The following is a 25292-nucleotide window of genomic DNA, read 5'->3' on the forward strand; positions in this document are numbered from 1 at the left end:
AATTAAACTTATCATAATAAATAAATTACAATTAACAAAAATTAACAAAAATTAACAAATTAACCAGTTGAGTAATAATGACAAATATCAAATTTACAAAAAAAAATCAAAAAAAGTAATAAATAATTTTGCTAAATGACTTTTTTGTAATAAAATTGGCAAAGTAAAAGAAAACATTGTAAAGAAATTTAAATTATAAAGATAAGCAGTAATATAAAAATATATATACTATAAAAATTAATAATTGCTCAGGTTGATATTTAATAAACTAAATTAATATTAGCTGTAAGTTTTATGTTATACGCTTCCTAACTGAAATATAAGGAATATTAAGATGAAAAAGAATCTTAATTTAACAGTTATCTCTGCATTTGTAATTGCCACATTAGGATGGCAATCTGCTTTTGCGGTTAATGCTCAGGTATCGCAAGGTTCTGTTGATAGTAATAAGGTAATTGAATTAAAAGATGGCTCGAAAGCTCGCGAGATGATAAATAATCAACAGCGCAGTCTTTATCAAATTGCACTTTTAAGCAGTATCTCTATTTTAGAATTACGCGCCATGAATGCAGGGCACTTTGATAAAAGAGATGTAGTTGAGGTTGGTGAGCGTATAGTTCTGCCTGAAAATTCACCATTATTGCCTGCAATTAAATTAAAAGATGATGAAAAAGATAACTATTCCAATTTACCTAAATTGGGTTCAGATGATAAATACGATGTAAAAAAAGATAAAGAAGCTCTTTCAACTCAAGTTGCTTCAACATTACAAACCTTAGCTAGTCAAGACTGGAAACAAATAACATCGTCAGAAAATGGTGGTCTATCTGGACATTTAAAAAATAGAGGTAAAGATTATACAGAGAATTATTTGCGTAATAGTGTCAAAAACCAAGTTGTTGATCCTGTTCGCAGCGCTGTGCAAGACTTTTTAGGTCGTTTTGGTACTGCTCAATTACAATTTGATTTGAGTAATAAAGGGGAATTTAATAACGTTAACCTAAAGTTATTTAGCCCATGGTATGATACAGAGAATACATTAATATTTAGCCAAATGTCGTTTCAAGAATATGAACATAATCGTCGAATAGGTAACATTGGTATTGGTCAACGTTGGGATGTGGCCGATAAAAAATGGTTACTCGGCTATAACGTGTTTTTTGACCATGATTTTCAACGTGATCACAATCGTTTAGGTATTGGTGCCGAAGCATGGACTGATTACATGAAATTCGCTGCAAACTATTATCATCCTTTATCTGATTGGAAAGAATCTAAAGATTTTGATGATTACTTGGAACGCGCAGCAAAAGGTTTTGATATTCGATTCCAAGGCTATTTACCGCAATATCCGCATTTAGGTGGATCACTTATGTACGAACAATACTATGGTGATAAAGTTGCCCTATTTGGAAAAGATAATTTACAAAAAGATCCAAGAGCAATTACTGTTGGTCTTGATTATACTCCTGTTCCTCTGTTTACTGTGAAGGCCGATCATAAACGAGGTCAAGATAACAAAAAGGCAACTAAAGCTGAATTAACGATGAACTATCGCATAGGAACCCCATTAAAGGACCAGCTGGATCCAGATATGGTTCAATCTGCTCGTTCTTTAAAAGGTAGCCGTTATGATTTAGTTGATCGTAATAACTATATCGTACTTGAATATAAAGAAAAGAAAATGTCTGTCGATTTAGGGCTTGAACAAACTCAGTTAATCGAAGGACAATCTTATCCGTTAAGTATTAGTGTCCATAATGCTAAAAATTTATCAAGCATAGCATGGTCTGGTGATATGTTAGAAATTGATGCTGGTGGTGGTTTCTTATGTGCGGCAACAGGGGTATGTACTGCTTCATCGTGGCTTAATCCACCAGTCGATACAAATAACTGGCAAATTGTTGCGCCTAGCTATGTTGACCAAAATGGTCAGCGCCACCCAGCAAGTTCCAATGGTAAATATTCTTTATCGTTAACGGTAACGGATGGCAGAGGTAAAACAGCGACATCTAATGCCGTTCTTTTTGAAGTTTTACCAAATCCTATTATGCGTAAGATTGGTGTATGGGCAGTAGACAAAAATGGAAATAAAACAACCATGGCGGAGAATATAGCCGATGGTGTAAGTTCAATGACAGTATTGGCTACTTTGGTAAAACCTAAGGTACAAAATGGCTCGATTACGTCAATGCAAGATGTTGAGGGCTTTAGTGATGAAGATCTGATGAATCGTATACCCGATACTTTTGAGTCAGTATTAAAAGGTTGGACAGCAACCAGTAATGGTAAAAAATTAGTATTGATTGATGGTACTTCCGGTAATGTGAATGATTGCCCAGCTCAACAGCCTTGTGTCATTGTTAAGTCTTTTGAAAAAGTTAAGATGGGACAAAAAGTGTCTAATAAGGCATCTACTGCTGCAGGTTTTGAAGTAATCGGTGATAGTTATATTTTAGATGTTGCCTCAAACATTAATGGTGTCGTTGATTTTTCTGTCGAAATTGATCAATTTGGACCATCATTTAACAAAGCAACGATAAATTTTTCCGGTGGTAAAGCTGGAGCAGTAAAAGTTTATAGAGCTGATGGCACGTTAGTTGCTAAACAAGTAGGTAATTCGCTTGTATTTGATTCTTCAGGTCCACAAGAATGGAAAGTCGATAATGAGTATTATGTTAAGGCATATACTACTGATGGAGCAGAAATTGTGAATCCTTTCATCATCTGGTCATTGGTAGGCTCAAATGAAGAGGCTTGTCCTGGACAGGCGGCAACGGCTAAATTGCCTGATGCATCATCAGATGCTAATGGTCCATGGTTTAACGTTGCGATGGGTGTTGATGCTCGCTACAAAATAAGAAGTTTGAAAACAAATAGTTATGCATCATCGGGTACAAGTATTGCGGGTGTTGCAGGTGCCCCAGCGCATTTAGATCTAAGCCAAATAAGTGCATTGCCACCAGCATGTGCAGGCGATCAAGGATTTAAACTACAAGTAGTTATTAACTAATAGATAGTAAAAATATCATTGTAATAGGTTCTAGACTAACGAATACTTTCGGTAGTCTATGATAGTGGACATCAACAGAAGTGTTGTATTTATATAAATATAACGTGTTAATTTATAAATAAAATAGGAAGTTAAACATGAAAAATTTAACAATAAAAAAAGTAGCATTAGGCTTATTTTTAGCTGGTTATGCAGCAAGTAGTGCATTTGCATTAGATGCAACTACTGCAGCTATCAATGGTAATGCACCAGTATTGAAATCTGCAGCCGGTGCAGCTGACCATACTGTGGCTGTTCGAGTAGCTACAGATGCGGAAGGTAATAACTTAATCGGTAATCGTGCAGCTAAAGTAAATGACTATGTGGTTATTAAATTTAATGTAGACGATAAAGATGGCGATCTTGACACGGGCAAAATCAAAGACACATTAAAAGTTTATATAAAAAGAGATGTAAATGATCCTTGGACTGAGATCGCAAATCTTAGCGACTTAGTTGCAACCAATAATGATGAAAATGGTCAAATATCTTTTAAATTAGATAATCAATTCAGAGGCGCACAAAAAATTGGTTTTAAACTTTTAGAAAGAACTGACTTTGGTCTTCCTTATGCTGGTAAATGGTTACAAGTAAACGATATTTGGGCGCAAAACTCTAGTCCAATGGTTGAAGAACCAGCAGACCCTAATGCTCCAGAAAGTACTGGTCCTGCTGATCCAGGTTCAACTACAGAGCTTCATGGTCCTGGCGATACTACTGTTGATAATGGTTACGGTCCAGTTGCGTCTGGTGTTGAAACAGTTGGTATCTTCAAGGTTGTAAATGGTGTACCAGATAAGTCAGTAAACTATGCTAATGCGGGCGCTCCAGCTCCAGTGTATGGCGAGACTTTCGCGGCTATCGCATGGGATGATGCTGACCAAAATAATGCATTAGATTCAGGTGAAACAGAGATAACAACAAATTATACTTTTGCATGGCATCTAGCTGGAAGTTATGAAGGCGTAGATGCTGATGTTGAAGAGATCACTCAGGGTGTAACAAATGGTGAAGCAACCAACAGTGTTATTACTCTAGGTTCATCAGATGGTGCGGCTAAACATAATGCTCTGTACTCATCAGCCTATAAAGCTGGTGCACAAGGCTATAAGCTTAAAGTTATTACTAACTAATTTTAAATTTAGTTATATGCAATGTAAAACCACTCTCTGGAGTGGTTTTTTTATTAAATATGAAGCATGACTGGTTCAGCTTCATATTGTTTAAGCTTTGTTATAAAATAATAACAACTTTTAATTCATCGTCATAAATTATGATTATTCCTTGGCAAAATCTTGATCCACAAACATTAAATAACCTAATTGAATATTTTGTATTACGTGAAGGTACTGACTACGGTTTACAAGAAAAATCTCTACAAGAAAAGGTTGATGATGTTAAACTTCAATTAGCAAATGGTTCAGCAACAATCTTTTGGTCGCAATTACATGAAACAATTGATATTAAGCTAACCAAATAATGGTTATAATGGTTGTTTGTTAGTATATGATTTATTGTGTAACTTTGTTATAGTGTCATAGTTGTAAATTAAATGGAGAGGTAGGAGTAATGATTGGTAAACAGCAATCGGATACAACGTTAGAATGGTTTTTATCTCATTGCCATATTCACAAATATCCAGCTAAGAGTACCCTTATACATCAAGGCGAAAAAGCAGAAACTCTCTATTATATTTTAAAAGGTTCTGTAGCAGTATTGATTAAGGATGATGAAGGTAATGAAATGATTTTGTCTTATTTAAATCAAAATCAATTTTTAGGTGAATTAGGTCTTTTTGAAGAAGGTACCGAGCGAAGTGCTTGGGTTAAAGCTAAAACAAGTTGTGAGGTTGCTGAAATTTCATACAAAAAATTTAAGCAACTCGTTCAAGTTAATCCTGATATTTTAATGCATCTTGCAAGCCAAATGGCAAGCCGATTACAAGTAACATCTGAAAAAGTCAGTAATTTAGCATTTTTAGATGTTGCTGGGCGTATTGCGCAAACACTTTTAAACCTTGCTAAACAACCCGATGCAATGACACATCCCGATGGCATGCAAATCAAAATTACGCGTCAAGAAATCGGTCAAATTGTGGGATGTTCACGTGAAACAGTTGGTCGAATCTTAAAAATGCTTGAAGACCAGCATTTGATTTCAGCTCATGGTAAAACTATCGTAGTTTATGGTACACGTTAATTGGTCAAAATAATATTATTAACAAAATGATTGATACAATACGAGATATTACATGACTCAAGAAAGAAGTATTCCAAGTCATGTGGCTATAATTATGGATGGTAATGGTCGCTGGGCTCAGCAACGTAATCAATTACGTGCTATTGGTCACCGTGCGGGTTTAAAAGTTGCACGAAAAATTGTTACTTATGCGGCAAGGTTAAAAGTAAAAGTTCTTACTTTATATGCCTTTAGTAGTGAAAATTGGAAGCGCCCACCGAATGAAGTCTCGGCGTTAATTTCTCTTTTTATTTATGCATTAAATAGAGAGATAAAAAACTTGAATAAAAATAATGTTCGCTTGAATATTATTGGTGATATTTCGCGTTTTAGTGAGCATTTGCAAAATATGATTATCAACGCACAAAATTTAACTAAAAATAATTCAGGACTAGTGTTGAATATTGCCGCAAATTATGGTGGCCGTTGGGATATTTTGCAATCTGCAAAAAAAATGGCTATGCAAGTTACAAAGGGCGAAATCACTTTAGATGAAGTGACAGAAGATCGTTTTGGTTCAACCATGAGTATGAGCGAATTTCCAGAGGTTGATTTAGTTATTCGTACTGGTGGTGAATATCGAATCAGTAATTTTTTGTTATGGCAAATTGCTTATTCTGAACTTTACTTTACCGATACCTTGTGGCCCGATTTTAACCAAAATTTATTTGATGAAGCAATCAAGGCATTTAATGCTAGAGAACGTCGATTTGGCGGAATTCATAATAAGGAAAATTCATGTTAATCCATCGTATACTTACTGCAATTGTGCTTATTCCACTTGTAATTATTGTATTTTTTTGGGTACCACTACCGATATTTGCCAGCATTATGATTATTATTGGCGGTTTAATAGCGTGGGAATGGGCTCAGTTTTTACTTATTACTAGAACTGCGTCACGATTGATGTTTGCAGTTTTTGTTGCTGTTTTATTTAGCTTGCTTTACTTTATGCCAATTTCAATGGAGTTAAGATCAAAATTATATACTATTATATTTTCACTATCGATTATCTGGTGGTTAGTTGCATTATATTTGGTGCTAAGTTATCCTAAAACCAAGCATTATTGGTCTAATTCAATGGTTGTAAAGTTGTTATTTGCTTTTCTTACTTTAGTCCCATTTTTTGTTAGTATGATTGAATTAAGAGCTATTAACTATAATGCAAATACTTGTACTGGTGCAATTTGGTTACTTTATGTCTTTGTGCTAGTATGGGCAACGGATTCAGGTGCTTATTTTGCAGGACGAGCTTTTGGTAAACATAAGCTGGCACCTCAAGTATCGCCGGGTAAAACAGTAGAAGGTTTTATTGGTGGCGTCAGTGTGGCAATTGGGATTAGTATAATTACCTATTTTTACAATTTTTTTAACATGTCCTTTGCGATGTTTTTAATTAGCTCTTTGTTAGCTATATTGGCATCGGTGTTAGGCGATTTAACAGAAAGCATGTTCAAACGAGAGGCAGGTATTAAAGATAGTGGTCATCTGATTCCTGGGCATGGTGGTATTTTAGATCGTGTAGATAGTTTAACTGCTGCAGTTCCTGTTTTTATGGCATTCTCTTTTCATTTATTATAAAAGGCTATAGATTTTGCTTTGGTCGTTGTTATTATTTATCATTACTATAAGTATATTAGTCATTGTACATGAGTCTGGACATTTTTTTGTTGCCCTTCTATGTAAGGTTCGTGTTGAATGTTTTTCGATTGGTTTTGGTAAAAAATTGTGGTCACATAAATTTTCAAATGGAACAGAATTGGCAATTGCTATGATTCCACTTGGAGGATATGTTAAAATGCTACATGCTGGGGCACAAAAATTATCAACTGATGATGAAAAGTTTGCTTTCAGTAGCAAAAAAATTTGGCAAAGGGCATTGATTATATTTGCTGGGCCTTGTGCTAATTTTGTATTGGCTATGATTATTTATTGGATTATCTTTTTGAACGGTGTGGTAATTTATCCCATAAAAGTGCAAGAAACCATTCCCAATACACCTGCTTCTACGATAAATATTCCAGCGGATGTAGAGTTAAAAACAATTAACAATATCAAAATTGAAAGTTGGAATGATGTAAATTTAGCGTTGATATCCGCTATGGGGAAAAATAACCTATCTTTATCATATTTAGATTCAACGGGTAATAATAATCCACAAAAAGTTGAAAAAGTTGTTGATATTAATCATTGGCATTTTGATATAGAAAATGAATCAGCTATTACTGCTTTTGGTTTTGTTCCTAAAGCACAAGAAATTTATCCAATTGTAAGTAAAATCGTACCACAATCGGCTGCTGAAAAAGCAGGATTACAAGTGGGTGATGAAATCATCTGTTATAATAATAAGTCTTACACAAATTGGAATGAATTTTCTGCTGAAATTAAAAAAGCAGCTCCGATAACATTAAAAGTTAAAAGAGAAAATAATGATATTTATCTTAACCTTAATCCAACTATTCAAAAAAATGGTGAAGGGGTCGCAGGTTTATACCCCACATCTAATGCAATAATTAAGCAATATGGGTTTATAGAAGGATTTGGTAAAGGTATAGCACAAACAGCATTAACTACACAAGTAACTGTTCGTTCGCTTTATCAGTTAGTGTCAGGTGTTATTGGCATAAAACATTTATCGGGACCAATAACAATAGCAAAAAGCGCAGGGCAAACAGCAAGGTATGGTTTTACTCCTTACTTATATTTTCTAGCCTTTATTAGTATAAGTTTGGGAGTTATCAATCTTGTCCCATTGCCAATGTTAGATGGCGGACACCTTGTCATTTTATTATTTGAAAAGATAAGAGGAAAAGCCTTATCAGATAAAACACAACAGCATCTTTTTCGTATTGGTTTTGTTTTATTAATGATAATAATGGGAACTGCACTATTTAATGATATTTTACGATTGTAATGGGATGAGGTTATAAACATTTACGATGAAAATAAATAAATTACTTATAGCATCTTTGCTGTTTAGCACTACAGCGGTCTATAGTTCCAATGCATTTTGTGTTGAAGATTTTGTGGTAAAAGATATCAAATTCGAAGGTTTACAGCGTGTTACTCTTGGGGCTGCACTACTTGAAATGCCAATCCAAGTTGGTGACTATGTTAATGAAGCTGATTTAGGACGAATCATCAAATCACTTTATTCTAGTGGTAACTTTGATAATATTACCGTCTCTCGTGATGGTGATAGGCTAATTGTTCATGTGCAAGAGCGCCCCACTATTTCTAGCATAACTTTTTCTGGTAATAAATCTGTTAAAGATGACATGCTAAAGAAAAATCTGGATAGCTCTGGTATTCGTGAAGGCGAAGCATTGGATCGAACTATGCTTTCAGCTATAGAAAAGGGTTTAGAAGATTTTTATTACAGTGTCGGTAAATATAACGCTCAAATTAAAGCGGTTGTAACTCCTCTGTCTCGTAATCGAGTTAATTTAAAAATAGTTGTTGCTGAGGGTAAGTCGGCATTAATTGATCAGATCAATATTGTTGGTGCTAAAGCTTTTTCATCAGAAGAGCTTATTTCTCGTTTTACTTTACGTGATGAAGTGCCTTGGTGGAACATGCTTAGTGATCGTAAGTATCAAAAACAAAAATTGGCTTCGGATTTAGATGAGTTGCAAAGTTTTTATTTAAATCGAGGTTATGCTCGTTTTAATATTGAGTCAACGCAAGTTAGTTTAACGCCAGACAAAAAAGGCATTTACGTAACAATTAATATTCATGAAGGTGAACAGTATAAGTTATCACAACTTGAATTTATAGGTAATTTTGCTGGGCACAAAGAGGCTATTGCCAAAATTGCTAATGAAAAAGTAACAGTTGGTGAGCTGTATAATGGTAAAAAAATTACTGAAATTGAAGATAATGTTAAGCGTTTACTTGCTAATTTTGGTTATGCCTACCCTAGAGTTTCAATTCAACCTGAAATGGATGATGTAGCTCATACTGTGAAATTAGCTGTTCTTGTTGATGTAGGTGAGCGTTTCTATGTTCGCAATATTAAAATAGTAGGCAATACAGTAACCAGCGAAAGCGTAATTCGTCGTGAATTTCGACAAATGGAAGGCGCTTGGTTAAGCAATGGATTAGTCGAATTAGGTAAAGAACGTTTAAATCGTCTAGGTTTTTTTGATACTGTTGAAGTAAATACCGAACGAGTGTCAGGAGTAGATGATCAAGTTGATATTATTTATAAGGTCGCTGAGCGTAATACAGGTAGTATCAAATTTGGTGTTGGTATCGGTTCTGATAGTGGTCTTAGCTTTAATGCTGGTATTTCTCAAGATAACTGGTTAGGTACCGGTAATAGCGTCTCATTTGACGTTAATACTACAGATACTGATAAAACTGCGTCTGTTTCTATCGTTAATCCTTATTTTACCGTTGATGGTGTGAGTTTAGGTGGTAGTATTTACTATAACACCTATAAAAATGACGATAAAGATGATGAGTCAGAATACTCCAGTAAGACGTGGGGGGCATCAGCGAATTTAGGTTTTCCAATTAGTGAAAATAATTTTATTCGATTTGGTTCCGAATTTGCTAACCATAAGTTATCTGACATGCAACCTCAGTATGGTATGTGGCGTTATTTTGATTCGATGGGCAAAAATGTAAAAAATAGAAATTCTATTTCTTTCGATACTAATGATTTATTATTAAATGCTTATTGGATATATAATTCTTTAGATCGTGGATTCTTTCCAACTGATGGCTTAAAAGTGACTGCTAGTGCTAAAGTCACAGCGCCTGTATTTGATAATCGATTCTATAAATTAGTTTCAGATGTGTCTTACTATTATCCAATTGACAATGATCATAATTGGATCTTCTTAACTCGTGCTCGATTAGGTTATGGTGGAGGTTTAGGAGGTAAAGAGTTGCCATTCTACGAAAACTTCTATGCTGGTGGAGCGTCAGTGCTGCGTGGTTTTAAATCAAATACTGTGGGTCCTAAAGCAGTATATCTGAATAAAAGTGGGGTCTGTGATAACTTAGATAATACATCTGGATGCACAAAATCAAAAGATGCAGTAGGGGGTAACGCTATAACTTTTGTTAGTACAGAATTGATTGTTCCTACTCCATTTGCTGGCGAAAAATATGCCGATAATATTAGAACCTCACTATTTTTTGATGCAGGTACTGTATGGGATACCAAATGGGACTTAAAAGGGAATAATATTCCAGATTATAGTTCTTCATCGGATATTAGAATGTCAGCAGGGCTTGCTGTACAGTGGATGTCGCCCTTGGGTCCTTTGGTCTTTTCTTATGCTCAACCATTTAAGAAATATGACGGTGACTCATCACAACAGTTCCAATTTAATATAGGCTCTACATGGTAATTCCATGTTATACATTAAAAACACATAGGTGATTAAAGTGAAAAAAATTATATCTATTCTTGGTATCAGTGTTGCATTGCTCTTTGCAGGTTTTGCAAACGCTGAAGTTAAAATTGGTGTGGTTGATGTTATGTCAGTACTACAACGTATGCCTCAACGTGAATCAGTAGGTAAAGCATTAGATAATGAATTTGAAGCAAGAGCTAAATCATTACAGGCAGAAGAAAAGAGAGCAAGTGAAGCAGCTGCTCGCCTAAAGAAAGATGGTTTAACCTTGTCTTCTTCTGAAAAAAGTAAATTAAATAAGATAATTTCTGATTTTGAAAATAAAGCTAAGGCATTTTCTGATGATTATCGTAAACGTGAAACTGAAGAAGCTGGTAAATTATTAACTAAAATTCAAGAAGCTGTGAAAGATATTGTTACAACAGAAAAATACGATATTATCTTAAAGGCTGAAGCGACATTATCATCTTCAGATGCTGTTGATATTTCAGATAAAGTGCTAGAAAAGGTAAAAAAATAATGTTTGCTTTCCGTTTAGAGCAACTAGCTAAGCAACTTAATGCTAAGTTATATGGTGATGGTGGTTTGATTATCACCGGCATAGCATCAATGAAAAGTGCAAAATCAGGTCAAATTACATTTTTGTCTGATAAAAAATTACAAAATAATTTATTAGAATGTAAAGCTTCTGTTGTCGTAATGACAGAAGAGTGCCTTCAATATTGGAATGGCGCGGCGCTCATTGTAAAAAATCCATATCTTGCATACGCAAAATTAGCACAAATCCTTGATACTACGCCAACGCCAGCAAAAGATATTGCACCAACAGCAGTCATTGATTCAACTGTTCAGTTAGGTAGCAATATTTCGATAGGAGCTAATGCAGTTATCGAAAGTGGTGTTGTATTAGGTGATAATTGTATTATTGGTGCTGGTTGCTTTATTGGTAAAAATACAACAATAGGTGCAGGCACAAAATTGTGGGCTAATGTTTCTGTTTATCATAATTGCGTTATAGGCGAAAATTGCTTAGTTCAATCAAGCACTGTAATTGGTGCAGATGGATTTGGTTATGCAAATGATAAAGGGAAATGGATTAAAATTCCCCAATTAGGTCGTGTTATTATTGGTAATAATGTTGAAATTGGTGCCTCAACAACAATCGATCGAGGTGCGTTAGATGATACTGTTATAGGGAATGGTGTAATTATTGATAATCAATGCCAAATAGCGCATAACGATATTATTGGTGATCATACAGCGGTAGCGGGTGGTGTTATTATGGCTGGAAGCCTAACCATTGGACGTCATTGCTTAATTGGTGGTGCTAGTGTTATTAATGGGCATATGGAGATATGTGATCAAGTTACAGTAACCGGTATGGGAATGGTGATGCGTCCAATAACTGAGCCGGGTGTTTATTCATCAGGTATCCCACTACAAAAAAATAAAGCATGGCGAAAAACGGCATCATTGGTCTTACATATTAACGAAATGCATAAACGCTTGAAAGCGCTTGAGAAGAAACTGTTAAATGTCTCGACGTAGACGATTACGGTCGGTATAATGCATGCCTATTTTTTAAATTTTTTAGCTCAGTTATCGTTTTATATAATTATGGGCAGATAATATTCAATAATTTCGAGGTATAAAGATGCAAGTTTCGGTAGAAACAACACAAGGTTTAGGTCGACGTTTATCAATTACAATTAAAGCTGAAGATATTACAAAAGCGGTTGATAAAGAACTTATTAATACAGCCAAAAAAGTACGTATTGATGGTTTCCGAAAGGGAAAAGTGCCTTTAAAAATTGTTGAACAACGTTATGGAGCTTCTATTTTACAAGATGCATTGAGTGACTTAATGCAACGAAATTTTGTTGAAGCAATTATTCAAGAAAAACTAAATCCAGCTGGAGCCCCAACTTATACTCCACCACAAGAATATAAAAAAGGTGAAGATTATACTTTTACTGTTGAATTTGAAGTTTACCCAGAAATCAAAGTTGAAAATTTAGATAAGATTGAAGTTGAAAAACCAGTAGCGGAAGTTGCAGATGCTGATATCGAAACAATGATTGAAACATTACGCAAACAACAAGGTGCTTGGAAAGAAGTTAAAAAAGCAGCTAAAGAGCAATATCGTGTTACTTTGGATTTTGTTGGTCAAGTTGATGGTGTTGAATTCGAAGGTGGTAAGGCTAATGATTTTGCATTGGTATTGGGTCAAGGTCGTATGATTCCTGGTTTTGAAGATGCAATTATTGGTCATCAAAAAGGTGATCAATTTGATATTAATGTGACTTTCCCAGAAGATTATCATGCTGAAAATTTAAAAGGTAAACCAGCTGTATTTACGGCAACACTTAAAAAAGTAGAAGAACTTGAATTACCAGAACTTACAGAGGATGTTATTAAACGATTTGGTATTGCTGATGGTAGTGTTGAAAGCCTGCGAGCTGAAGTTCGTAAGAACATGACACGTGAGCTCAATGCAACAATCCGTAATAAAGTCAAAGTACAAGCTATTGATGGTTTAGTTAAAAATAATGAAATTGATGTACCAGTGGCATTAATTGATCGTGAAGTTGATGTATTACGTCAACAAGCGTTATCTCGTCTTGGCGGTAATGTAAAACAAGGTATGGAACTACCTAAAGAACTATTTGAAGCTGAGGCCAAAAAACGAGTTGCTACTGGTTTATTATTTAGTGAAATCATTGAAAGTAATAAACTAACTGCGGATGAGGCGCGTGTTCAGGCATTAATTGATGAAATTGCAACTGCATATGAAGATCCAAAAGAAGTTTTAGAATATTATCGCAAAGATAAGAAAGCGATGGAAAATATTCGAGCTGTAGCATTAGAAGATCAAGTGGTTGATCTATTATTAGCTAGTGCAAAAGTAACAGAAAAGAATTATTCGTTTTCTGAATTAATGAACCAGCAAATTGCTTAATCTATTAGCTTTTTCATTTAATTTAAAAATCATCAAAGCCCAAATAAGGATCGTCTGTTTGGGCTATTTTGTTTAATTAGGAGATAAAAATGCCTTTAGAACCATATATGGGTGTGATTCCAATGGTTGTTGAGCAAAGCTCTCGTGGTGAGCGAGCTTACGATATTTACTCACGATTGTTAAAAGAGCGAGTTATATTTTTGACTGGGCAAGTTGAAGATAATATGGCAAATCTTATTATCGCTCAAATGTTATTTCTAGAAGCTGAAAATCCTGATAAAGATATCTATTTGTACATTAATTCGCCAGGCGGTGTTGTTACAGCTGGCTTGGCTATTTATGACACAATGCAATTTATAAAACCAGATGTCAGTACTATTTGTTTAGGACAGGCGTGTTCAATGGGATCATTACTTTTAACTGCTGGCACTAAAGGTAAACGCTATTGTCTACCTAATGCTCGCGTAATGATCCATCAACCATTAGGTGGTTTTCAAGGACAAGCTTCAGATATTCAAATACATGCGCAAGAAATTTTACAGGTAAAAAATCGCTTAAATAATATTTTAGCAATGCACACAGGCCAAGATATTAGTGTGATTGAAAAAGATACTGATCGTGATAATTTCATGTCTGCCGATAAGGCTGTTGAATATGGCCTAGTTGATGCCATATATAGTAAACGCTCTTAATATTAGGTAGGTAGAAAAAGTGAATAAAGAAAATTCAGAAAAATTACTCTATTGTACTTTTTGTGGTAAAAGTGAGCATGAAGTCCGTAAACTCATTGCTGGACCATCATCTATTTATATTTGTAATGAATGTATAGGATTATGCAATGATATTTTAAAAGAAGAGACAAAAAGCTTTTTTTCACATGAAGAGTTTATTAGTAAACCATTACCAACACCGCATGAAATTAGACAACATCTTGATGAATATGTAATTGGTCAAGAACGAGCAAAAAAAGTTTTATCTGTTGCTGTTTATAATCATTATAAACGATTACGTAATTATACGAGTCACAATGATGTTGAATTAGGCAAAAGTAATATTTTGCTCATAGGACCTACTGGTAGTGGTAAAACGTTATTAGCTGAAACATTAGCTCGTTTTTTAGATGTGCCTTTTGCAATGGCTGATGCAACAACGTTAACTGAAGCTGGTTATGTTGGCGAAGATGTAGAAAATATTATCCAAAAATTATTACAGAATTGTGATTATGATGTCGAAAAAGCGCAGCATGGCATTATTTACGTTGATGAAATAGATAAAATTTCACGAAAATCGGATAATCCCTCTATTACTCGAGATGTATCAGGCGAAGGGGTTCAACAGGCCTTATTGAAAATTATTGAAGGTACTATTGCTTCAGTTCCACCAAAAGGTGGGCGTAAACACCCTCAGCAGGAATTCTTACAAGTTGATACTTCAAAGATTCTGTTTATTTGTGGTGGTGCATTTAGTGGCTTGGATAAAGTTATTGAAAATCGAGTGTCAATTAATACTGGAATAGGTTTTGGTGCTGATGTAAAAAGTACTAAAAATAAAGTTTCTGAGTCAGAATTATTAACACAAATTGAAGCTGAAGATTTAGTTAAGTTTGGCTTAATTCCAGAGTTTATTGGAAGGTTACCCGTTATTGGTACATTATCTGAATTGGATAAAAATGCTTTAATTAATATTTTAACTGAGCCGAAAAATGCCTTAACTAAACAATTTCAAACTTTGATTGAATTAGATGGTGTTGAACTTGAGTTTACTAAAGAAGCTCTGGATGCTATTGCTATAAAAGCGATGCAACGAAAAACAGGAGCGAGAGGTTTGCGTTCAATTGTGGAAAATATACTATTAGATACAATGTACGATTTACCATCAATGAATACTATTAAAAAAGTGATTGTAGAAAAAGAAACTGTTGAGTGTTCCCAAGCACCGAAATTAGTGCTTTGTGAAGATGCTGAATTATCTGCTTGAAATACAAACTTGCCATCATAAATATGATGGCAAGAAGAACTATAATTTCGAATTAATACTAAAGTAAAATTTCTATAAATACTGTCAAGATGATCCAGAAATAGTGTATGTTTAAATCAAAAAAGATAGGCTTGAATATCTAAAAACAATCCCAATATCTATCTAATGGGGTTGTACTACTAGAGATAATAAAATGAAAATAAAACGAACTAAACACATGATTATGCCTATTTTACCATTGCGTGACGTTGTTGTATTTCCACATATGGTAATCCCTCTTTTTGTTGGTCGAAGTAAATCAATACGTTGCTTAGAAGGTGCAATGGAAATGGATAAGCAAGTCTTTCTTGTAACCCAAAAAAATCCTTCACAAGATGATCCAGCTATAGATGATTTATATGAAGTTGGAACTGTGGCTAATGTTTTACAGTTACTTCAATTACCTGATGGGACAGTAAAGGTTCTTGTTGAAGGTGTTGAACGGGCTAAAATGATTGATGTGGTTGAACATGAAGGCAATGAATTTTTTATTGCAGAAGTTAAGCCATTAAGTGAAGTAAAAAAGGCTGCTGATATAAGTGAAGCTATGATTCGCTTGACTTTATCTAACTTCGATGAATATTCAAAGCTTAACAAAAAGATAACTCAGGAAGTTGTTGATTCTATCCGTTTACTTAAAGAGCCATCTCGTTTAGCTGATTCTATTGCAGCTACTCTATTTTTAAAAGTCGATCAGAAACAAGAGATTTTAGTAACAGCGAATCTTGTAAAGCGATTTGAATTGCTTATTTCTTTGATGGAATCAGAAATTGAATTACTACAAGTCGAAAAAAATATTCGACAACGTGTTAAACAGCAAATGGAAAAGGCTCAAAAAGAGTATTACCTCAATGAGCAAATTAAAGCTATTCATAAAGAGTTAGGCGATATAGATAATAAGCCAGATGAATACGAAGAGTTAAAAGAAAAAATCATTAAAGCTAGAATGCCAAAAGAAGCGACAGACAAAGCATTATCTGAACTTAATAAGCTAAAGATGATGCCAGCAATGTCTGCAGAAGCAACAGTTGTTCGAGGCTATATTGATTGGATGATTCAAGTTCCTTGGTATAAGCGTAGTAAAGTTAAAAAAGATATTGAAGGTGCACAAAAAGTTTTAAATAAAGATCACTATGGGCTTGAACGTGTAAAAGATAGAATTTTAGAATATTTAGCAGTTCAAGGTCGTGTTAATAAAGTTAAAGGCCCTATTTTATGTTTGGTTGGACCTCCTGGCGTGGGTAAAACGTCACTGGGTCAATCGATAGCTAAAGCAACAGGACGTCAATATATTCGCATGGCACTAGGTGGAGTGCGAGATGAGGCTGAGATTCGTGGGCATAGACGCACTTATATTGGTTCAATGCCAGGTAAATTAATTCAACGTATGGCAAAAGTAGGGGTCAAGAATCCATTATTTTTATTAGATGAAATTGATAAGATGGCATCCGATATGCGTGGTGATCCTGCATCAGCATTATTAGAAGTACTTGATCCAGAGCAAAATAATGCCTTTAGCGACCATTATTTAGAAGTCGACTATGATTTATCTGATGTGATGTTTGTGGCAACAGCTAATTCTATGAATATCCCTGCACCATTGTTGGATAGAATGGAAGTTATTCGTCTTTCTGGTTATACGGAAGATGAAAAATTAAATATAGCTAAACAACATTTACTTACTAAGCAAATAGAAAATAATGGCTTAAAACCAAAAGAAATTAGTATTGATGATTCTGCTATTATCGGCATTATTCGTTATTATACAAGGGAAGCTGGTGTAAGAAACCTAGAAAGAGAGATCGCAAAAATTTGCCGTAAAATTGTTAAACAATTAGCATTAAATAGCAAATTGAAAAAAGTAACGGTAAAACAAGATAACTTAAAAGATTTCCTAGGGATACAACGTTTTGATTATGGAAAAACAGATAATCAAAACCGCATCGGTCAAGTTATTGGACTGGCGTGGACAGAAGTGGGGGGAGATTTACTCACTATTGAATCCGTAAGTGTAATAGGTAAAGGGAAATTAACTTATACAGGTTCATTAGGTGATGTAATGCAAGAGTCAATTCAAACGGCATTGACAGTTGTTCGATCTCGTGCAGAAAAATTGGGTATTAATAATGATTTTTATGAAAAACGCGATATCCATGTTCATGTGCCTGATGGTGCAACGCCAAAAGATGGACCAAGCGCAGGTATTGCAATGTGTACTTCACTTATTTCCACATTAACCGGTAATCCTGTTCGTTCTGATGTTGCTATGACGGGTGAAATAACATTACGTGGCGAAGTTTTACCTATTGGTGGGCTAAAAGAAAAGTTATTAGCTGCGCACCGCGGTGGAATTAAAACTGTATTGATTCCAATGGATAATGTTAAAGACTTGGAAGATATCCCCGATAATGTGAAATCTGAAATTGATATACATCCAGTAAAATGGATTGATGAGGTGTTAACAATTGCACTGCAAAATAATCCATTTGGTATAGAATCAATAGATAAAAAAGAAACATTAAAACAACCCGCTAAAAAGGCTATTAAGAAATTAAAAAATAGATCTGGGAGTCCTGCCAGATTAAATTAAATATTTTTTAATTTAAAAAAGATCAACTTAAAGTTGATCTTTTTTTTAGGCTTAATATTCTGACAATAGCCAATTTAGTTAAATATGTTATACTTTTAAAATGCAACATTAGGTATATGGAGAATCGCAAGATATGATGGAAACAATCCGAACAGCAGCAAATAATATTGTTGTTAAAATTATTTTTGCAATAATTATTGTATGTTTTATTTTCACTGGAGTCGGATTTTTAGGCTTTACTAGTGGTGGTCACAGCGCACGTGATCAGCAACAATACATTGCAAAAGTTGATGGTAATGGTATCAGTCGAGCTGAATTTGAAGCCCAAGCTAGAACAGTAACAGCTAATGCTGGAGGTGATAGCTCTTTTATTAAACAGCTACGTCGTAATGTATTATCTTATCAAATTGATAATTATTTAGCTTATAAATTTTCGCAAAAGATTGGCGTAGCTATTAGTAATGATCAGATTAAAAAGTTTATCAAGAAACAGAAAGATTTTTTCAAAAATGGTAAATTTGATAATCAAACATACTTAAACCTTCTTGCTGAAAATAATTTTACTCCAGATAGTTATGCCGAAATTATAAGAACTGTATTACAACAACAACAGGTTATTAGTGCGCTAACAAATAGTAATTTTGTTTTGCCAATTGATTTAGAAATATCTTCACTCAAAAATCAAACTAGAAATATATATGCTGCCACTGTCAATACCTCGATAAGTGATATTGATGAGGCGAATATAACATTAGAAGACGAACAAAAATATTATAACGAACATTCAAAAGAGTTTTTCAAAAATGAGCGAGTGAAGGTTAAATATATTGTTATTTCTCAAGATATATTGGCAAAAAATATTAACGTTACTACAGACGAGGTTAAAAATGAGTATAATAAAAATATTAGAGCTTATTCATATCCTGCCAAGAAAGCTTATAGTGTAATTTTTGTTACTGATAAAGACCAAGCTTATGATATTGCCAAAGATATTTCTTCCGGAGCTGATTTCGAAGATATTGTTAAAACTGTTAACAAAAATAATGATATTTCGCCATATGGTAAGAATGGTTCATTGGGGTGGTTTGCTGATGATGAATCTTTACCTCAGGTTTTTAAAGATGCTCAGTTGAAAAAAGTAGGAAAAATTTCATCACCAATCACTGTTGATGGTGGTTATGTGATAGTAAAATTAGATGGTATACAACCTAAAAAATTTATGAATTTTGATTATGCTAAGCATCAAATTGAGTCAAAACTCACTAAACAAAAAATACAACAAGTTTTAGAAAGTGAAGAAAATAAAATTAGAACTGCATTGAGTAATTCCCCTAAGAATATCGAAGAGCTTGCTAACAAAGTTGGACGTGAGGTAATTAGCACTGATTGGGTATCTTTCAATGATAAGTTTTCAATTGCTACTCATCCTGAAGTTAGAGATGTAATTTTTAGTGAAGAAATGATAGTTGACGGTAAGGTAACTGATAAAATTTCTGATTTAATACCTGTAGACAGAAATTATGGAAAATATGATTTTGTTGTACAAACAGTTGATTATCGTCCTGAAGGTATAGCGCCATTTGATGAAGTTAAAGATGAAATCCATAAAAAGCTTTTTACAAAAATGGCTAATAGCCAATTTAAATCGAGTGTCGATAATATATTGACTCAATTAAATGAAACTGGAAATGCTAAAAATGTGCAATTTGCAAAAAGATATACTTTGAATCGAAATTCAACAGAATTAGATCAAAAAGTTGTTAATATGGTATTTAATTTAAATCTTTCAGCAGCAGGCAAACCTGTTTATGGTGCGGAATTTTTAGATGATAAAAATGCTTATATTGTTGCACTAACTAAGGTTGATACACCAAAAGAATATGAAGATATTTCTTCTGAGTTGTTACCTTTATTCATTAATGATACGCATTATTATCTTGCTACAGATATACGTTCTAAGGCTAAGATTGAAATTATGCCTGATTCTAATTTGTGAGTTAACTCCCAAAATAGTGGTAATAATTGAAAAAAAGAAAAGTCACTTGAGTGACTTTTCTCATTTTTATTATTCATGAAATTTTTTTATTTGATTAGGTGAGATAGTTATAAAGCAAATTTACTTGCGTAACTATTTTTAGAGGTTGATCAAATGAAAGTATTTTCACTATTATGTATTTTGTTATCAAGTTTTATTTTTTCCAACACGAGCTTTGCCGATTCGGCTCCTGCAACGTCAACACCAATTAAACAAGAACAAAAACACATTGTTCAAGTAAATATCAATACTGCAACAGCAGAAGAATTATCAAAAATGTTGACTGGGATTGGATCGAATAAAGCTCAGAAGATTATTGATTACCGAGAAAAATTTGGACCCTTTGTTTCCATCGAGCAGTTAAAAGAAGTTTCAGGTATTGGACAGGCAACACTAGATAAAAATGCTGGTAAAATAATATTATAATTTATTATTTCCACCAATTAATATTGGTGGAAATAATATCGCTTTAATTATCAATAGGATCTACATCAATACTCCATCTCACTTTAGACGTTTCACTCCAATTATCGATTGTTATTAATAGTTGATCCAATATCTGTTGTAACTGTTGCCTATTTGTATGTTGAAGGAGTAATTGCCAACGATAATATCCTGCTTTCTTTGGTTGATTTGCAGGCATTGGTCCAAGTTGCCATAAAGCATGATCACAATGCACTTTTAGCCAATCATGTATATGTTTTAAAAATATTGGAGCGTGATGATTATTACGATCTGCAGCACGAATTAATGTTTGGTAACTAAATGGTGGTAATTGTGTTTGTTGCCGTTCTTGTAACGTTAGCTTGGCAAAATTTTGATAGCCTTTAGTTAGTAACACATTAAGTAAAGGGTGATCGGGATGATACGTTTGTAAAATCACTTGCCCTGCTTTAGTTTCACGTCCTGCTCTACCTGATACTTGAGTATAAATTTGGGCAAATCGCTCAGTTGCTCGAAAATCACTTGAAAATAGAGCACCATCAACATCGACAATTCCAACTAAAGTTACATCAGGAAAATGATGCCCCTTAGCTAAAATTTGTGTACCAACTAAAATGTGTGCTCCACCTTGTTGGATACTTTGTAAATAGTTATCTAATGCACCTTTTTTACTCACTGTATCTCGATCAATACGACTAATCTTGATATTAGGAAAAAGGTTCTCAAGCTGTTGTTCGAGTTGTTCAGTTCCAAATCCAATTGGCATTAAATGAGTTGAACCACATTTTGGACATTGTTTGGGAACAGTTCTTGGTGTATCACAATAATGGCAAATTAGTTTGTGTTTTTTTTGATGTAATGTATAAGGTCTATCACAACGAGGGCATTCAGCAATCCAACCACAATCATGGCATATTAATAACGGTGAAAAACCTCGACGATTTAAAAATAACATTACCTGATTATTATTGGATAAATGCTTTTTTACTTGTTGAATCAATGGTTGAGATAAACCTGCAGTAAGTGCCAATCCTCGCAGATCCAATATCGACTGTTTGGCAAGTCTTGCTTTACCGGCTCTTTCGGTTAATTGTAATAAATGGTACTTGTGATTTTGTGCATTATTGAGTGTTTCAAGTGAAGGCGTCGCAGAGCCTAAAACAATAGGAATATTGTCAAATTTAGCTCGAATAATTGCTAAATCTCGAGCATGATAACGCCAACCTTCTTGTTGTTTATAGGAACTATCATGTTCTTCATCAACAATAATCCCTCCTAAGTCTTTAAATGGAGTAAAAAGTGATGAGCGAGTGCCAACAACAATAGCATTCTCTCCATTTTTACTTCTTAGCCAAACAGATAGTCTTTCTTTATCAGTTAATCCTGAGTGTAAAATATCAATTGGCGCATTAAAACGTTGTTGAAAACGTTTAATTGTTTGTGGTGTTAATCCAATTTCTGGAACTAGCACTAATGCTTGTTTACCAGTAGCTAAAATATTAGATAGTATATTTAAGTAAACTTCTGTTTTACCCGAGCCAGTTACTCCTTCCAATAAAAACACCTCAAATTGGTGATTTTTTTTATTGACTGTTTCTATGGCATAGGTCTGCTCTTTATTTAACTGAATTGAACTAGTGTTAGTCGAAAAGTTTGTTTGCCATTGAATATTATCTGGTTGGCAGCTTACTTGTTCTATAAGATTTTTTTTCTGTAATCCGTGATAGGTGGCACTACTTCCATTAGATTCAGAAATAGTATTATTTCTAAATGATGATAATAATAATTTTTGTTTCGGAGCACGTGATAGCGATTTCAAATCAATATTTTTACCCAGCTCGGTTAATTGCCATTGTTTGAGTTCTTTTTTGACTGCTTCTCTCCCTTGCCGTAATAAAACAGGGATAGAATGAAATAAAACTTCACCAATGGGATAATGGTAATAACCAGCAGCCCAGTTTAATAACTGCCAAATAGAAGGGGTAAAAACAGGTTCTGTATCAATAATTGTAGTAATAGTTTTTAAATTTTGAATATCAAATTTAGTTTTTTCATCAATACTAACAATAATTCCTATTGTGTGACGTTTGCCGAAAGGAACTTTAACTCGCATTCCAATTTGGGCTGGCTTTGTTAATTGATAATCAAATATTTGGTAAAGTGGTACAGGTAAGGCTATATGAGCGATAAGCATTAAAAAATCACAAATATTATAATTAATATAAAGCTATATTGTACGCAGTTTTTACTTAACCTGCAAAAACTATGAATAATAATCTCCTTTTTTCAAAAGGATTACGGTCTAGTATGTTTTTATTGTTATTAAAAAGTTTTAATTATTGGTCGGTATTTATTACTTTAATAAATTAAACTGAATAGTGGTAACTATTGGTAAAATTTGCTATCTTGGCTATAAGTTGATAATTTATAAATTGCTAAGGATTAAAAGATGTTTGAGTCATTTTCGCATATTAATCAGCGCGGTGATGCTCATATGATTGATATTTCAGATAAACAGATAACAACGCGACAAGCAAGTGCTGAATCAATAGTCTTAATGAATGCTAAAACACTGAATATGATTATTGAAGGTAAACATCATAAAGGTGATGTTTTTGCAACAGCAAGAATTGCAGGTATTCAAGCTGCTAAGAAAACTTGGGAGCTTATTCCACTTTGTCATCCCCTTTTTTTGAGTAAAATTGAAATTAACATCGAAACGGATCGAATAAAAAATTGTGTTAGAATTCAATCTTTTTGTCGATTAAACGGGCAAACCGGTGTAGAAATGGAGGCGATGGTTGCCGCATCGGTTGCAGCCTTAACAATCTATGACATGTGCAAAGCCGTTCAAAGAGATATTATAATATCTCAAGTAAGATTATTGTCTAAGAGTGGTGGTAAGTCAGGTAACTTTGTAGCCGAAAAAGTTTAATAGAGATAAGATGAATAAAGTTATTTTTTTTGCTCAAATTAGAGAATTAGTGGGGACTGAGTATATTATGTTAGATGCTAATCAACTTTCAGTTTCTTATCTTATTGAACAGTTAAGAGATCGTGGTGATCTATGGTTATTGGCTTTCAAAGAAAGTTCTGTTTTATGTGCTGTAAATCAAACATTAGTTGATTTTGATTATATTGTTCAAGATGGCGATGAAATTGCATTTTTCCCTCCTGTGACAGGTGGGTAATATTATGGAGATTATCAAAATCAGCAAAGAGCCTATTAATGTTAATAAGCTAAACGATTGGCTTTCACAATTACCACAAGATGGTGCTGTTGTCTCTTTCATGGGTAAAGTACGTAGTAATGAAAAACAAACGATAAGCCTCTTTTTAGAACATTATGCTGGAATGACTGAAAAGGTATTAGCCAATATTGTAATCCGAGCTAGAGAGCGATGGCAATTAAGTCGAGTTGTGTTAATCCATCGGGTAGGAGAAATTAATGCAAATGAACAAATTGTCTTTGTAGGAGTAAGTAGCGCACATCGTTCAGATGCGTTTGCAGCTACAGAGTTTATTATGGATATATTAAAGAGCGAAGCACCTTTTTGGAAGAAAGAACGAACGTCTCAAGGAGAAAATTGGGTTCAGGCAAAAAAAACGGATAAAGAAGCATTGAAAAAATGGTATTAGTATTTATTTAGGATATAATAATACCAAGTTATATCATTCTTTTTTAATGAGAGGTAATTAATGAAAAATTATTCACCTAATGGTTCAATTATTGAACAAACAGGTAGTCGAATTCAAACGTATATGAGCCATGTTTATGGTTGGATGACTGTCGGTTTAGTCTTAACAGGGATTGTTGCTTGGTTTGCCTCGTCTAGCCCTGCAATGATTCAATTATTGTTTACTTTCAATCCAAGAGGTTATATTTCTCTTAGTGTATTTTCTTGGATTTTAATTGTAGCCGAATTAGGTTTAGTTTTTTTCTTGTCTGGTATGATCGGGCGTTTGTCAGGTAGTACTGCAACAACATTATTTATGCTTTATTCAGCTGTCAGTGGATTAACATTAACTTCTATTTTTATTGTATATTCTCATTCGTCTATTGTTAGTGTATTTTTTATCACGGCAGGCATGTTTGCCGCATTAGCTTGTTATGGTTATACTACTAAACGTGATTTGTCTGGTTTTGGTCGTTTTTTATTTATGGGATTAGTGGGTATTGTAATCGCTTCACTAGTTAATATCTTTATGCAAAGTCAACCATTAATGTGGGCAATTACTTATATTGGAGTATTTGTTTTTGCTGGGTTAACAGCTTATGATACGCAAAAACTGAAAGAATTAGGTAATCAATTATCACAAGATGATCCTAATATGTTTAGACGATTTGTTATTTTAGGTGCATTAACCCTTTATCTTGATTTTATTAACTTATTTTTAATGTTATTAAGAGTTCTTGCAGACCGTCGATAATTTTATTTAAACTAAGATAAGAGGGCTCTAAATTGGGCCCTTTTTGTTAAGATATTATTAGTAATTTATTTCCGTAGTGCTAGTTTGTTAAAAAATTTGAGGAAAGCGCTAGGGTTAAGTATAAAATGCTGTAAGATTCTTATATGTAGAGTCAATTA

21 protein-coding genes are annotated in these 25292 nt (G+C 33.8%); 20 read left to right on the top strand and 1 reads right to left on the bottom strand.

Going from position 1 to position 25292, the window contains the following annotated elements; translation table 11 throughout:
* Positions 1–334 precede the first annotated feature (334 nt).
* The 16 genes from A9G22_RS06340 (at position 335) to A9G22_RS06415 (ending at position 20685) form a co-directional block, all read left to right on the top strand.
* Positions 335–3013: an inverse autotransporter beta domain-containing protein gene (locus tag A9G22_RS06340; RefSeq protein ID WP_065585727.1), complete on the top strand. Its 2679-nt coding sequence runs from the start codon at positions 335–337 to the stop codon at positions 3011–3013.
* Positions 3014–3150: 137 nt separating this feature from the next.
* The gene (locus A9G22_RS06345; RefSeq protein ID WP_075508537.1) at positions 3151–4185 is read left to right on the top strand and encodes a hypothetical protein; all 1035 of its coding nucleotides are present in this window, start codon (positions 3151–3153) and stop codon (positions 4183–4185) included.
* A 140-nt stretch (positions 4186–4325) separates the two neighbouring features.
* A complete protein-coding gene (locus tag A9G22_RS06350) occupies positions 4326–4532 on the top strand; it encodes a YheU family protein (RefSeq protein WP_065585729.1) in 207 nt (68 codons plus the stop codon).
* 89 nt (positions 4533–4621) lie between these two features.
* The gene (gene crp / locus A9G22_RS06355) at positions 4622–5251 is read left to right on the top strand and encodes a cAMP-activated global transcriptional regulator CRP (RefSeq protein WP_065585730.1); all 630 of its coding nucleotides are present in this window, start codon (positions 4622–4624) and stop codon (positions 5249–5251) included.
* A 52-nt stretch (positions 5252–5303) separates the two neighbouring features.
* Positions 5304–6035 carry an isoprenyl transferase gene (locus A9G22_RS06360; RefSeq protein WP_065585731.1) on the top strand — a complete coding sequence of 244 codons (732 nt, stop codon included), beginning with the start codon at positions 5304–5306 and terminating at the stop codon, positions 6033–6035.
* Entirely contained in the window at positions 6029–6871 is an 843-nt protein-coding gene (locus tag A9G22_RS06365) for a phosphatidate cytidylyltransferase (RefSeq protein WP_065585732.1), read from the top strand. The genes A9G22_RS06360 and A9G22_RS06365 overlap by 7 nt, the downstream gene beginning before the upstream one ends.
* Before the next feature lie 13 nt (positions 6872–6884).
* Positions 6885–8204 (top strand): RIP metalloprotease RseP, encoded by a 1320-nt coding sequence (gene rseP, locus A9G22_RS06370; protein ID WP_176700242.1) that lies wholly within the window; start codon positions 6885–6887, stop codon positions 8202–8204.
* 25 nt (positions 8205–8229) lie between these two features.
* On the top strand, positions 8230–10653 hold the full coding sequence (bamA, locus tag A9G22_RS06375) for an outer membrane protein assembly factor BamA (RefSeq protein ID WP_065585734.1): 2424 nt from the start codon (positions 8230–8232) through the stop codon (positions 10651–10653).
* A 37-nt stretch (positions 10654–10690) separates the two neighbouring features.
* Positions 10691–11179: an OmpH family outer membrane protein gene (locus tag A9G22_RS06380; protein WP_065585735.1), complete on the top strand. Its 489-nt coding sequence runs from the start codon at positions 10691–10693 to the stop codon at positions 11177–11179.
* On the top strand, positions 11179–12207 hold the full coding sequence (lpxD, locus tag A9G22_RS06385) for a UDP-3-O-(3-hydroxymyristoyl)glucosamine N-acyltransferase (RefSeq protein ID WP_065585736.1): 1029 nt from the start codon (positions 11179–11181) through the stop codon (positions 12205–12207). The genes A9G22_RS06380 and lpxD overlap by 1 nt, the downstream gene beginning before the upstream one ends.
* A 106-nt stretch (positions 12208–12313) precedes the next feature.
* Positions 12314–13618 (top strand): trigger factor, encoded by a 1305-nt coding sequence (tig, locus tag A9G22_RS06390; protein WP_065585737.1) that lies wholly within the window; start codon positions 12314–12316, stop codon positions 13616–13618.
* Positions 13619–13707: 89 nt separating this feature from the next.
* Positions 13708–14310, top strand: coding sequence for an ATP-dependent Clp endopeptidase proteolytic subunit ClpP (clpP, locus tag A9G22_RS06395; protein WP_065585738.1), 603 nt, complete (start codon positions 13708–13710; stop codon positions 14308–14310).
* A 19-nt stretch (positions 14311–14329) separates the two neighbouring features.
* Positions 14330–15595: an ATP-dependent protease ATP-binding subunit ClpX gene (gene clpX / locus A9G22_RS06400; RefSeq protein ID WP_065585739.1), complete on the top strand. Its 1266-nt coding sequence runs from the start codon at positions 14330–14332 to the stop codon at positions 15593–15595.
* Positions 15596–15788: 193 nt separating this feature from the next.
* Positions 15789–18224 carry an endopeptidase La gene (gene lon / locus A9G22_RS06405; RefSeq protein WP_081296871.1) on the top strand — a complete coding sequence of 812 codons (2436 nt, stop codon included), beginning with the start codon at positions 15789–15791 and terminating at the stop codon, positions 18222–18224.
* A gap of 133 nt (positions 18225–18357) precedes the next feature.
* On the top strand, positions 18358–20220 hold the full coding sequence (locus A9G22_RS06410; RefSeq protein ID WP_082264514.1) for a SurA N-terminal domain-containing protein: 1863 nt from the start codon (positions 18358–18360) through the stop codon (positions 20218–20220).
* Positions 20221–20373: 153 nt separating this feature from the next.
* Complete coding sequence (locus tag A9G22_RS06415) at positions 20374–20685, top strand: ComEA family DNA-binding protein (protein WP_075508539.1); 312 nt, start codon at positions 20374–20376, stop codon at positions 20683–20685.
* 43 nt (positions 20686–20728) lie between these two features.
* On the opposite strand, the gene priA is transcribed toward A9G22_RS06415, so the two are convergent.
* Entirely contained in the window at positions 20729–22897 is a 2169-nt protein-coding gene (gene priA / locus A9G22_RS06420) for a primosomal protein N' (RefSeq protein WP_065585742.1), read from the bottom strand.
* A gap of 255 nt (positions 22898–23152) precedes the next feature.
* On the opposite strand from priA, the gene moaC reads away from it, so the two are divergent.
* The 4 genes from moaC to A9G22_RS06440 are packed head-to-tail and all read left to right on the top strand — an operon-like array spanning position 23153 to position 25134.
* Entirely contained in the window at positions 23153–23638 is a 486-nt protein-coding gene (moaC, locus tag A9G22_RS06425; RefSeq protein WP_075508540.1) for a cyclic pyranopterin monophosphate synthase MoaC, read from the top strand.
* Between the two features lie 10 nt (positions 23639–23648).
* Positions 23649–23894 carry a molybdopterin synthase sulfur carrier subunit gene (moaD, locus tag A9G22_RS06430; protein WP_065585744.1) on the top strand — a complete coding sequence of 82 codons (246 nt, stop codon included), beginning with the start codon at positions 23649–23651 and terminating at the stop codon, positions 23892–23894.
* A gap of 4 nt (positions 23895–23898) precedes the next feature.
* On the top strand, positions 23899–24342 hold the full coding sequence (gene moaE / locus A9G22_RS06435) for a molybdopterin synthase catalytic subunit MoaE (protein ID WP_065585745.1): 444 nt from the start codon (positions 23899–23901) through the stop codon (positions 24340–24342).
* A 60-nt stretch (positions 24343–24402) separates the two neighbouring features.
* A complete protein-coding gene (locus A9G22_RS06440) occupies positions 24403–25134 on the top strand; it encodes a Bax inhibitor-1/YccA family protein (protein ID WP_065585746.1) in 732 nt (243 codons plus the stop codon).
* Positions 25135–25292 lie beyond the last annotated feature (158 nt).

Origin of the sequence: Gilliamella sp. App2-1 (assembly GCF_001690255.1) — a bacterium.
GTDB lineage: Bacteria > Pseudomonadota > Gammaproteobacteria > Enterobacterales > Orbaceae > Gilliamella > Gilliamella apicola_G.